13 protein-coding genes and 1 other RNA gene are annotated in these 11,215 nt (G+C 64.0%); all 14 read right to left on the bottom strand.

Translation table 11 applies throughout. The features are described from left to right. Window positions 1-28: 28 nt before the first annotated feature. The 14 genes from BACI349Y_RS07585 to BACI349Y_RS07520 all read right to left on the bottom strand — a co-directional run bounded on the left by BACI349Y_RS07585 (window position 29) and on the right by BACI349Y_RS07520 (window position 11,039). A complete protein-coding gene (locus BACI349Y_RS07585) occupies window positions 29-493 on the bottom strand; it encodes a pyridoxamine 5'-phosphate oxidase family protein (protein ID WP_159631596.1) in 465 nt (154 codons plus the stop codon). 145 nt (window positions 494-638) lie between these two features. After that, window positions 639-1,007, bottom strand: a transfer-messenger RNA (tmRNA) gene (gene ssrA / locus BACI349Y_RS07580). Between the two features lie 73 nt (window positions 1,008-1,080). Then, entirely contained in the window at window positions 1,081-1,554 is a 474-nt protein-coding gene (gene smpB, locus BACI349Y_RS07575) for an SsrA-binding protein SmpB (RefSeq protein WP_043453530.1), read from the bottom strand. A gap of 83 nt (window positions 1,555-1,637) precedes the next feature. Continuing rightward, window positions 1,638-3,068: a M23 family metallopeptidase gene (locus BACI349Y_RS07570; protein ID WP_159631595.1), complete on the bottom strand. Its 1,431-nt coding sequence runs from the start codon at window positions 3,066-3,068 to the stop codon at window positions 1,638-1,640. A 27-nt stretch (window positions 3,069-3,095) separates the two neighbouring features. Beyond that, a complete protein-coding gene (ftsX, locus tag BACI349Y_RS07565) occupies window positions 3,096-4,010 on the bottom strand; it encodes a permease-like cell division protein FtsX (RefSeq protein WP_159631594.1) in 915 nt (304 codons plus the stop codon). Then, complete coding sequence (ftsE, locus tag BACI349Y_RS07560; RefSeq protein ID WP_159631593.1) at window positions 4,007-4,795, bottom strand: cell division ATP-binding protein FtsE; 789 nt, start codon at window positions 4,793-4,795, stop codon at window positions 4,007-4,009. Before ftsE ends, ftsX begins: the two co-directional genes overlap by 4 nt. A gap of 196 nt (window positions 4,796-4,991) precedes the next feature. Next, window positions 4,992-6,107, bottom strand: a complete 1,116-nt coding sequence (prfB, locus tag BACI349Y_RS07555) for a peptide chain release factor 2 (RefSeq protein WP_159631592.1) — start codon at window positions 6,105-6,107, stop codon at window positions 4,992-4,994. A 54-nt stretch (window positions 6,108-6,161) separates the two neighbouring features. Then, window positions 6,162-6,608: a pilus assembly protein TadG-related protein gene (locus tag BACI349Y_RS07550; RefSeq protein ID WP_159631591.1), complete on the bottom strand. Its 447-nt coding sequence runs from the start codon at window positions 6,606-6,608 to the stop codon at window positions 6,162-6,164. Then, complete coding sequence (locus BACI349Y_RS07545) at window positions 6,605-6,991, bottom strand: hypothetical protein (RefSeq protein ID WP_159631590.1); 387 nt, start codon at window positions 6,989-6,991, stop codon at window positions 6,605-6,607. Before BACI349Y_RS07545 ends, BACI349Y_RS07550 begins: the two co-directional genes overlap by 4 nt. Before the next feature lie 238 nt (window positions 6,992-7,229). Then, a complete protein-coding gene (locus BACI349Y_RS07540; RefSeq protein ID WP_159631589.1) occupies window positions 7,230-7,646 on the bottom strand; it encodes a TadE family protein in 417 nt (138 codons plus the stop codon). 3 nt (window positions 7,647-7,649) lie between these two features. Then, window positions 7,650-7,946 (bottom strand): hypothetical protein, encoded by a 297-nt coding sequence (locus BACI349Y_RS07535; protein ID WP_159631588.1) that lies wholly within the window; start codon window positions 7,944-7,946, stop codon window positions 7,650-7,652. Window positions 7,947-8,023: 77 nt separating this feature from the next. Next, window positions 8,024-8,965 (bottom strand): type II secretion system F family protein, encoded by a 942-nt coding sequence (locus BACI349Y_RS07530; RefSeq protein ID WP_159631587.1) that lies wholly within the window; start codon window positions 8,963-8,965, stop codon window positions 8,024-8,026. After that, window positions 8,962-9,819 carry a type II secretion system F family protein gene (locus tag BACI349Y_RS07525; RefSeq protein ID WP_159631586.1) on the bottom strand — a complete coding sequence of 286 codons (858 nt, stop codon included), beginning with the start codon at window positions 9,817-9,819 and terminating at the stop codon, window positions 8,962-8,964. The genes BACI349Y_RS07530 and BACI349Y_RS07525 overlap by 4 nt, the downstream gene beginning before the upstream one ends. Next, window positions 9,816-11,039, bottom strand: coding sequence for a CpaF family protein (locus BACI349Y_RS07520; protein WP_159631585.1), 1,224 nt, complete (start codon window positions 11,037-11,039; stop codon window positions 9,816-9,818). Before BACI349Y_RS07520 ends, BACI349Y_RS07525 begins: the two co-directional genes overlap by 4 nt. Window positions 11,040-11,215: the final 176 nt, after the last annotated feature.

The following is an 11,215-nucleotide window of genomic DNA, read 5'->3' as shown; positions in this document are numbered from 1 at the left end:
AGCAAAGGGCCGATGGGCCCGCCGCCGGCTACGCAGTGTCCCTGCCCGCACGTTGCCCCACGTGGTTCCACCAGGTCAGCGGGGACGTGATGGTGAAGCGCCTGCCGCTGACGGAAGTGGGGACGATTCGGACAAAGTGGTCCTTTTCTCCGGCCTGCCAGGGAAACAACGTGAGGCCCGCCCCGGACAGGAGCTCCTCTGACGGCTCCAGGATGACGGCGTTGCCTTTGACCAGCACGCTCCACGCCTGGACGTCGTCATGGCCGTCTGCTTCAAGCGCGACGGCGAGTGGTCCCCCGGCGGCCCGCAGCTTGGTTCCTTCCCCGGTGCGGAAGATCACCGACTGTTGATCCACCTTGTAGTTGACGGGGAAGACTTCCGGATATCCGTCCACCAGCACGGCCAGATGGCCGACGGACACTCCGTGCAGGAGGTCCCAGCATGTTCCGGCGTCCAGTACTTCAGTGGGCGGTTGCGGCGGGTCGTTGTGCATGGACTGGACGGTACCGGCCTGCCGGGCCACCCCGCTAGAGCATTTTGGCCCGGACGTGGATCATGGGCAAAGAAAAACACCCCGGTCCGAAGACCGGGGTGTTTTACGAAGCGGGCCGGACATCCTGTGGATGTCCGGCCCGCCGGGGTGGAGATGGGGGGAATTGAACCCCCGTCCGATGTCGTGTTGTCAGGGCTTCTCCGGGCGCAGTTTGCGTCGGATTTTCTCGGCCCCAGCCATGCCGCAAACAGCTGGCTGATCCGGGCCCAGTCATCTAAAAGTCCCGTTTACTCCGATGACGGGAGCAAACAGCAGTGGCTATCTAAATGACGCCAGGATCCGGGGCGATAGCAACCCCGGGCTGACGGACTGTCTTACTGCTTAGGCAGCAAGAGCGAAGTCAGTGCGCTTAGATTCGGCACTTATTGGTTTGCAGAAAGCGTTTACGAGATAATTCTGCATCCTCGGCCCGCTTCACCTGTCGCGACTAACACCGTCGAAACCGATCATCCCCGTATTTTGTTACCAAACCGGCTGGCAAGCCTGCCGGACTATCCATACTAACGCACGCCCTGCCGAAATAATTCCTAGCGGCGGCGGTTGCGTTCGCGCATCTCGCGCTGGGCCTCACGGTTGTCCTGCTGTTCCCGCAGCGTCTGCCGCTTGTCATACTCACGCTTACCGCGGGCCACCGCGATTTCCACCTTGGCCCGGCCGTCCACAAAGTACAGCTGGAGCGGCACGATGGTGTAACCGGCTTCCTGGACCTTGCGGGAAATCTTGATGAGCTCCTCGCGGTGCAGCAGCAGCTTACGGCGGCGGCGCGCAGCGTGGTTGGTCCAGCTGCCCTGGTTGTACTCGGGAATGTGGATCGCTTCCATCCACAGTTCGTCGTTGTAGAACGTGCAGAATCCGTCCACCATCGAGGCGTGGCCCTCGCGCAGGGACTTCACCTCGGTGCCCATCAGTGCGATGCCGGCCTCGTAAGTGTCCAGCACGTGATAGTCGTGCCGGGCCTTGCGGTTGGTGGCCACCACCTTACGGCCACTTTCTTTAGGCACGGGAAAACTCCTCGGGTTCAGGTCGGATGCTTCCGGGCCTTTGGCCCGAAGCTATACAAGTCTACGGCAGCGGCGCTTGTCCCCTAGAGCAGACCCATGGGGTCCACAGCCCTGCCGTTGAGCCAGGTTTCGAAGTGGGCGTGGCAGCCGGTGGAGTTGCCGGTGCTGCCCGAGTACGCGATCAGCTGGCCCTGCGAGACCCGCTGCCCGTTTGAAACCACGATGCTCGAGTTGTGGTAGTAGATGGTGGTCAGGGTGTTGCCTTGCATCACGCCATGATCGATCTTGACGCGCCACCCGCCACCGTCGGCGGAGTTCCACCCGGAGCTGAAGACCTCCCCGGCAGCCGCCGCATACACGGGGGTGCCGCAGGCGGCACCGAAGTCGATGCCGGTATGCATGTAGCCGCCGGTGCCGTAGAAGTCGATCGTTCCCGGCGGAGTGGTGCGGTATCCAAAGCCGGAGGTGATGGGAATGCTGCCGTCAAAGGGATGGCGAAGGCCAAAGGCCGACGGCGAGCCGGCCGCCGGCGGTACGTACGGCTGGACGGGCGGGGCGGGGCGGTTCGCTGCCGCGGCTGCGGCGGCAGCGGCTGCAGCTGCGGCCTCAGCCTGCCGGCGCTGTTCTGCTTCCCACGCCTCGCGGGCCTTGCGGTCACGTTCAGCAATTTCGTTGGCCACCTGGTTCTGGTTGGCCTGGACACCGGCCAGCTGCGCCTGGATCCCGGGCTTGGCCGCCTGGAGCTCGGCATCGAGCCGGGTGGTATCGGCAATCAGCTGGTCAACCTGGGCCTTCTTGGCCGCAGCCTCATCGCGGGCCGCCTTCTCCCGCTCCAGCGCGGCGTCTGCTTTGGCCTTAAGGTCCTTGATCTCCGCTTCGACGGCCTGAAGCCGTGCTTCGGAGTTGACGTTGGTGGCATTCTGCTGGCTGAGCTTGTCCATGGCAGCGTTTTGGCTGCGCATGGCCTGGTCCGCGAGGTCCATGGTTTCGGTCAGGCTGCTGCCGCTGTTGGAACCGAAGAAGAGCGACAGGTTGGAGGGAACGCCGCCGGACTTGTAGGCCTGGGTGGCGATCTGCCCGATCAGTTTTTTGGTGTCCGCGATCTTCTGCTTGTCTGTTTCCAGCTGCTGGGTGATCTTGGCTTTGTTCTGCTGGGCCATGTCCACGCGGGCCGACAGGGCTTCGACTTCCTTGACCGCGCCGGCGACCCGCCCCTGGGCTTCAAGCAGCGCCTGCTGGGCACCCGGCAGCTGGCCCTGGTAGATCACCAGGTCACCGGCGGCCTTGGCAATCCGGGAATCGACAAATTCCAGGGACGCCTGGACACGGGCAGCTTCAGCTTCGAGCGCAGCCTTGCGGTCTTCGAGGTCGTCTGCGAAAGCGACGGGTGTCGCAACGGCCATCCCGGCGGAAAGGATGATGGTGAGCACGCCGCTGACGATCCCCAAACGGCGGGCAGCGGTCCGCCCGCGGCTGTGCCGGGGGCGGTGCAAGGTCTGATCAGTTACGTTCATGGGCATTCCTCGGTCGGTGTGCACAGCCTAAACGCGCAAATATCTGCGTAAGGTCAAGAGAGACGAAATTCCTGCCAAGGATCCGCCAAGGACCAGCAGCGCCGGTGCGAGGATCAGGGTCTGGCCGGAGGAGATGAAGGCCGTGTCAGGGTACTGGCGGGACATGTAGTCGCCCAGGAAGAACTGCGCCACTGCCCACAGGGTGCCCGAGGCCAGGGCTGCACCGATGACCGCCGCTATGACGCCCTCGAGGATGAACGGCAACTGGATGACGGTCTTGGATGCACCGACAAGCCGCATGATTCCGGTTTCCCTGCGCCTGCTGAATGCAGAGAGCCTGATGGTGGTGGCGATCAGCAGGATCGCGCAGACGATCATCACACCTGCGATGCCCACTGCCACCAGGGAAGCCCCGTTCATCACCGAGAAGAGACGCTCGAGCAGCTGGCGCTGGTCAATCACCGTTTCCACGCCAGGCTGGGAGGAGAAGGACTCGCTGATGATCTGGTACTTCTCCGGGTCCTTCATATTGATCCGGAACGATGCCGGCAACTGGTCCGGCGTCACGGAATCAACGATGGGCGAGTTGGAGAACTGGTCCTTGAAGTGCTTGTAGGCCTCATCCTTGGACTCGAACTGGAAGTCATTGATGTACTGCGCCACGGCCGGTGACTCCAGGAGCGCGTTCAAGCCCTGTTGCTGCTCAGGGGTGACGGGCCCCGAGGCGCAACCCGGCGCCGTCGAACCTTCGCTGCAAAGGAAGATGGCCACCTGGACCTTGTCGTACCAATAGCCCTTCATCTGGTTGATCTGCATCTGCAGCATGCCGGCCGCGCCCACGAATGTGAGGGACACGAACGTGACCAGGATGACTGAGACCACCATGGAAAGGTTGCGGCGCAGGCCGCTGCCAATCTCGGAAAGAATGAATGCGAGCCTCACCGCTGGGCCTCGCCTTCGGCACCGTTGCCCGGAAGGCCGGCGTCGGGCGCTTCCCGGCCGCTGGCGTCCTTCAGGCGCCGGGACTGCCCGACGACGGGGATCATCGAGGTGTACAAGGCCCTGGCTTCGTCGCGGATCACCACGCCGTTCTTGAGTTCCACCACCCGCTTGCGCATCTCGTTGACGATGTCGTCGTCGTGGGTGGCCATCACCACCGTGGTTCCGTTCTGGTTGATCTTGTCCAGCACGCCCATGATTCCCATGGAGGTGGTGGGGTCAAGGTTTCCTGTCGGTTCGTCCGCGAGGAGGATTCCGGGCCGGTTGACCACGGCGCGCGCAATGGCAACGCGCTGCTGCTCGCCGCCGGACAGCTCGTGCGGCATGCGGTGTTCCTTGCCTTCGAGCCCTACTGTTTTGAGGACCTCGGGGACGGTGTCGCGGATCACGCTGCGGCTCTTGCCGATGACTTGCATGGCGAACGCCACATTGGCGAACACGTTCTTCTGCGGCAGGAGCCGGAAGTCCTGGAAGACGACACCGATGCCGCGCCGGAGGCGGGGAACACGCCAGCTGGAAATCTTGGCGACATTCTGGCCAGCGACGTACACGGCACCGGAGGTGGCGCGGTCTTCCTTCAACACCAGCCGGAGGAAGGTGGACTTCCCGGAACCGGAAGCACCCACGAGGAAGGCGAATTCGCCGCGGTCGATCTCAAGATTGACGGAATCCAGTGCCGGTCGGGCTTTCTGGTCGTAAACCTTGGTGACATTTTCGAATCGGATCATGGCCCTAAGTACCCTGCAGGGCATGGCTGATCCGTCTGATGCAGCCCAGTTCTGCAGCCGGTGCACGGGTTTTCGTTTGGGGAAAGTAGGGCCCCGGCCCCTCGACTATACGCAGGATGGCCGGCGGTTGGGCGGGCTTTCGGTGGCGTGTCGCCGGATCAGCCGGCGGGCAGCCGGGAGGATCCGGGAGGACCGCCTACTTTTCAGCGTTGCGGTTGTCAGTACGCCAGCGGATGCCCGCGTCGATGAAATCGTCAATCTCGCCGTCGAACACCGCGGACGTATTGCCCACCTCGTGTTCGGTGCGCAGGTCCTTCACCATTTGGTACGGGTTCAGGACATAGGAGCGCATCTGGTCACCCCAGGAGGCCTTGACGTCGCCGGCCAGCGCCTTCTTTTCCGCGTCCTCCTGTTCCTTCTTCAGCAGCAGGAGCCGGGACTGCAGCACGCGCATGGCAGCTGCGCGGTTCTGCAGCTGCGATTTCTCGTTCTGCATGGAGACCACGGTGCCGGTGGGGATGTGGGTGAGGCGGACGGCGGAGTCAGTGGTGTTGACCGACTGGCCACCCGGGCCGGAGGAACGGAATACGTCCACCCTGATTTCGTTGTCCGGGATCTCGATCGAGTCTGTCTGCTCAATCAGCGGAATGACTTCAACGGCTGCAAACGACGTCTGGCGGCGTCCCTGGTTGTCGAACGGGCTGATCCTGACAAGGCGGTGGGTGCCGGCTTCCACGCTGAGCGTGCCGTACGCATACGGCGCCTTCACCTCAAAAGTGGCTGACTTCAGTCCGGCTTCCTCCGCGTACGAGGTATCCATGACCGTGGTGGGGTACCCGTGACGCTCAGCCCAGCGGAGGTACATGCGCATGAGCATTTCGGCGAAGTCCGCCGCGTCCACACCGCCCGCACCGGCCCTGATGGAGACCACAGCTTCGCGTTCGTCGTATTCGCCGGACAGCAGGGTGACCACTTCCAGGTCCTTGAGGGCCTTCTTGATGGACTCGAGTTCGGCAGCGGCCTCCCCCATCGAGTCGGCGTCGTCCTCGTCCTGCCCGAGTTCCACCAGGACCTCGAGGTCGTCGATCCGGGACTCCAGGTTGGTGAGGCGCTCCAGTTCAGACTGGCGGTGGGACAGCCGGGAAGTGACTTTCTGCGCGGCCGCGGGATCGTCCCAAAGGTTCGGCTCCCCCGCCCGCTCGCTGAGTTCGGCGATGTCTTCCTTGAGCGCCTCCACGTCGGTGACGCGTTCGATGGACTCGTAGGTGGCGCGGAGCGCGCGGATTTCAGCGGAAAAATCAATATTGGCCATGGTGGTTTAAGCCTACGCTATCGGGGAATACCGGCCGGCTCGGCGGCCTGCGTCCTACCGGGTCAACCGCGAGCGCGCGGTTGACGTCGCTTCAATGGGGATGCCGTCGGGTATCAGGAAATTCACCACAGGCGGGTGGACGGCCGCTGTGAGGACCACGACGGCGGTGGAACCGTCCGGCGTACCCGTTGCCCCCGCGACGGTAAGGCTGGAGAAACGTTGCGAGGCAGGGCTCCTGGCAACGAAGTCGGCTGCCACGTTCCGGACGCGGGAAGGGTTGAGGACTGCCGAGGGGCTGCCGCCCTGTGTTGAGACTTCCCCCAGCGTGTAGCTGTCCGCAGCAGCAAGCGAGGCCCCGTCCGCCAGGGACAGCAGGCGCTTGTGCTCCAGATAGACGGCGGATATTCCGATGACCACCGTCGCCACCAGGAGCGCCAGGACCACATAGCCGAGGATCATGACCATCAACTGGCCGTTCTCGTCCGGTTCCCTGCGCTTCATCGGTACCGCCCTACCAGCTGGGAGGATGACGCTTGAACCTCTGTGGCGGACAGCCCCTCGGCAAAGGGGATGTACGGCAGCGGCACACTCAGGCTCACCGTCACTGTTACCGTACTGCCCGCCGCCTGGCAGTCTGCGGGGCTGCAGGCGGTGGTCATGCTGGCCCGGTCCGCCTGGTGACCGAAATCGGAGAGGGCAAGTGCCACCGCCTGCTCGGCTGCAGCCTGGGCGGTTACAGCATCGGGCTGGGCCACGTAGACCTTCGCTGCCTGGTCCGCGGCGCCCACCACGGCGAAGGAGCCTCCCTGGATCTGCCCGACCGTGATGACGAAGTACACAAGCGGGACCATCAACAGGAGTGCAAGGAACGTAAACTCGACCACTGCGCTTCCCTGGTCATGTGTCAGGCGCGGCTGGTTCCCGCTTTTCCGGCAGGCAGGCGCGGACTCCTGGGATGTGTCCCCCGGGCCGGCGTCCCCGGACCGCTCCCGGCAGAGTGCTTCTGCCAGGCGGGTCCGGAAGCGCAGGTGCGCCTTGGAGCCCGGCACCGGATGGCAGCCGGGCATTCCTTGGGAGCAGGGCTTTGTTTTCCAGCCGGGCATTGTTTTCCAGGTGGCTGGGTCAGGGCTGAACGGCTGCATGCCCCTTCACCTCCAGCAGGTCCCGCGGCCCAATGAGGCCAATGACAGGCATGGGAGAGCGGACCGTGACTTCCAGGGTGCGCATGCCGTGGACGTCCACTTCCTGGGTACTGATGTGTTCCGCGAAGCCCGGGTTGAGGGCCAGGATTATGAGGCTGCGGGTCCGTTCTTCGGCGTCGGAGGCATTGCGGTCAGCGAGGGTTCCGTACCGCGCCCCGGAGGCGGCAGCATCGATGAGGGTGTTCCTGACGTGGAGGACCAGCGTTAGCTGGACTATCGCCAGGAAGAACATCGTCAGCAGCCCGCCGACCAGGACGAAGTCCACCACGGCCGATCCCCGCTCGCCTGCCCGGGACAGGGCAGGCTGCTCAGCCGTGCGGGGAGCAGCCCTCCTCATGGTTCAGTTCCCCACCTTGTCCATTGCCTGGTTGAACATGGCCTCAAGTGCAGGGCCTGCGAGCGCCAGCAGGGCCGCCACCAGGACCGCTGACATCAACGTAATCATCACCCAGCCCGGTACGTCGCCGCGCTCGGGATGATCGCTTTCGGCTGCCGGCGCCTCCCGGCGGTGGTCGGAACCGGCGTCGTACTGTGCGGCCTGACGCGGGTGCAGGCGAACAGCCCGGATCATCTGGAGCTGCAGCAAGGCCGCCAGGGAAAGAAGCAGCGTCGCCCAGCGGATTCCCATGGTTTTCATCTTTGCGTCCTATTCCTGTTTCGTTGAGGGGACTTGAAGGGTGTTGCTGAAGTGCGGGCTTCGGGTTGTACTCATCGTCAGAAGCCCAGGTTGATGGCCGCGAGACCGGGGAACACCGCGAAGACCACGGTCAGGGGAAGCACTCCGAAAACCAGCGGGACCATCATCGCGATCTCCTTCTTCCCTGCGGCTTCCATGAGGTCGCGCTTCGCTGAATCGCGTACGTCCTGCGCCTGGGCGCGGAGCACGTCTGCGAGGGGTGTGCCCCGTTCCACCGCGACGATGATGCCGTCGACGAACCTGACCAGCGGTGCAAGGTCGGTTCGCGCGGAGAACTCCTGCAAGGCCAGAACCAGGGGCTTGCCTGCCCTTGTCTCCGCGAGGATCTTCGAGAATTCCTTGGACAGTTCGCCTTTCGCACTTCTGCAGACGCGGTCCAGGGCGCCTGTCGCGCTCTCCCCTGCGCCGACCGCCAGGGCCATTAGTTCGGCAAGGCTGGGGAACTCTGCCATCATCCGGGTTTCCCGTCGCCGGACCTGGACGCCGAGCCAGTAATCGCGCAGCACAAAGCCCGCTGCAGCACTGCCAACGATCACCCCGGCCGCGAGGAAAGGGCTGAACCTGCCCGCTGCGGCACCAATGAGGATGACGGTGAGCGAAAAAACGAAACCGGCCGCGGCCCACAGCAACTGCTCGGCTCGGAAGTCGATGGGTGACTTGTTGATTCCAGCCTGGGCAAGCCGCCGCGAGGTGGCCCCTGGCGAGGGGTTGAGTCTTCCCAGTGCGGACAACCAGTCGCGGAAGACGGGACGGAGGATCCGTTCAAGGGGGCCGAATGGCGTGAGGTTCTGCTCGCCGGCGCGAAGGAGTCGCGACTCCAGGTTCTGCGACTTCAGTTGGGGCTCAATCCGCTCCGACAGTGTCAGGGGGCGCATCGGAGGGGACCGGAAAATCACGAGCCACAACCCCAGGCCGAGGCCGATTCCACAAGCCACCGCTGCAGGAGAAGAGAGAATCATCGGAGCACCCTTTCGTCCTGCGGCAGCGCCCCGATCTTCAACATGATCGTGTAGCAGACCAAAGAGACCACCAAGCCCCCGAGCAGTACTGCGGCACCCATGGGCGTGTTGTATGCCTGGATTGCCTCGGGCCTTGTCGCGAGGAGGATCATCACGATCCACGGCGCAGCGACGGCGAGCCGTGCGGCGTTGATGGTCCAGGACTGCCTCGCCTCGAGCTCGCTGCGGGTCCGTGCGTTTTCCCGCAGGAATTCAGCCAGTGTGCCCAAGAGCTTCCCGAGGTCGGAGCCGCCTACTTCGCGCGTCAACCGGAGTGCTTCGATGATGCGGTCGGCAACGGGGTCGGCCAGCCGCTGTTTCAGCTTGTTCAGAGAGCCATCGAACTGGCCACCGGCGCGGTAGTCGGCACCGAACTCGCGAAAGAGGGGCCGCAGTTCCTCGGGCCCCTTGTCCCCGAGCTGGATAAGGGCTTCAGGCAGGGGCAGGCCTGCCCGGATTGCAGACCGCAGGTGATCGACGACGTCGGGCCAGAGCTGGCGCAGCATTGCCGTCCGCTTCCTGGCCCGCCAGCGGAGGATGGTGATCGGCAGCCACGCGCCGAAGAGCCCGAAGCAGCCGGCGATAGGCCAGGAGCGGCTAAGCGCGTAAAAGAGCAGTGCCACACAGATCCCCAGCCCAAGGCACGTCCCCACCAGGCCGCGCGCCGAGACTTTGTCGACCCCGGCGGCCGCGAGCAGGTCGCCCAGGCGGCCTGGCTTACGCTCGCGCTGACCGCGGCTTGGCGTTTCCCAGCAGGACCACCAAATGAGGAAGAAGCCAACCCCGGCGACCGTTCCCACCAGCGTGGCCGTCATCGCGGATCCAGCAGAGCGGCGACGTCGTACCCGGCCCTCGAGAATTTCTCCGCCGAAGGCATGGCGTTGGCGCGGGGGTGCAGGGCGCCGTTCTCCAGGCCAAAGACCAGGGATGATTCGATAATGCCGTTCTCCACGCGGCGGCCCAGCGACAGGATCTGCGTGACTTGCCGCCGTCCATCAGGATGCCTGCTGCAGTGCACGACGAGATCGATGCAGGATGCGACAGTGGGAACGACGAAGGCACTGGAAATGTTTTCGCCCGCCAATAGCGGGAGCGTGCATATCTTGGTGACTGCATCATGTGCCGAGTTCGCGTGGACAGTACACATTCCCGGCAGGCCCGAGTTCAGGGCAATGAGCATGTCCAGGCTCTCGGCTTCGCGCACCTCCCCCACCACCAGCCTGTCCGGACGCATCCTCAGCGCTTCCTTCACCAGGCGCCGGAGTGGAATTTCACCCTCGCCTTCGAGATTCGGTTGACGGCACTGCAGGCCCACCACGTCCCGGAGGGGAAATTGCAGTTCGAAGATCTCTTCGACGGTGATGACACGCTCCCGGCTGCCGATGCTCGCGGCCAGGCAGTTCAGCATGGTGGTTTTACCTGCCTGGGTTGCTCCGGACACGAGGATGTTGAGGCCACTGGACACCGCCGCGCCGAGAAAGCGTGCTGCTTGCGGCGTCAGCGTGCCCAACTCCACCAGATGTTCCAGGCGGCTGGCCTTCACCACAAACTTGCGAATGTTCACTGCCCAGTGACGGCGGGTGACATCTGGAATAACCACGTGCAGCCTTGAGCCGTCCGGCAGTGCGGCATCGACGAAGGGCGATGACATATCCAGTCTTCGGCCGGAGCTTTTGAGCATGCGCTCCACGAGATCGCGCACCTGCTGTTCCGTGAGGCTCAGCGACGTCAGTTCAGACTCGCCATTGCGCGCCACGTAGATTTCGTTGGGTGCATTGAGCCAGATTTCCTCGATGGACGGGTCATCGAGGAGTGGTTGGAGTACACCGAAACCGGCGACGGCGTCGAAGAGGAACCGGCGGGCCGCATCAAGCGGGCCGAGGGGCGGCAGTGGCCCCATCAAAGCCCGTTCGTCATAGTCCGTGACGGCTGCTTCGACCAGCCGCCGGACCTCGCCTGCCTGCCTGAGCGGGTCCAGTCCGCGGCGGCGGATGAGCTCGCGGACTTCGTCCTCGACAATTCCCAGCGCGTCCATATGTTCCCCCATACAACTGCCGCCCCCGGCGGAGGCAGTGCGACTGGGCTACAGCCTAGGGAGCTTGCCCGGCGGCAACAAGTCATCCTCCGGCTGTGTGGATAACCGAGGAACCTCAAGATTGTCTCCAGTAGGCCTCAGGATTGGATCTGGATGACCACAGGATTCACATAAGT

The organism is Arthrobacter sp. 8AJ (genome assembly GCF_902506025.1).
Classification (GTDB): Bacteria; Actinomycetota; Actinomycetes; order Actinomycetales; family Micrococcaceae; genus Arthrobacter.
This window is presented reverse-complemented; position numbering and strand designations above follow the sequence as displayed.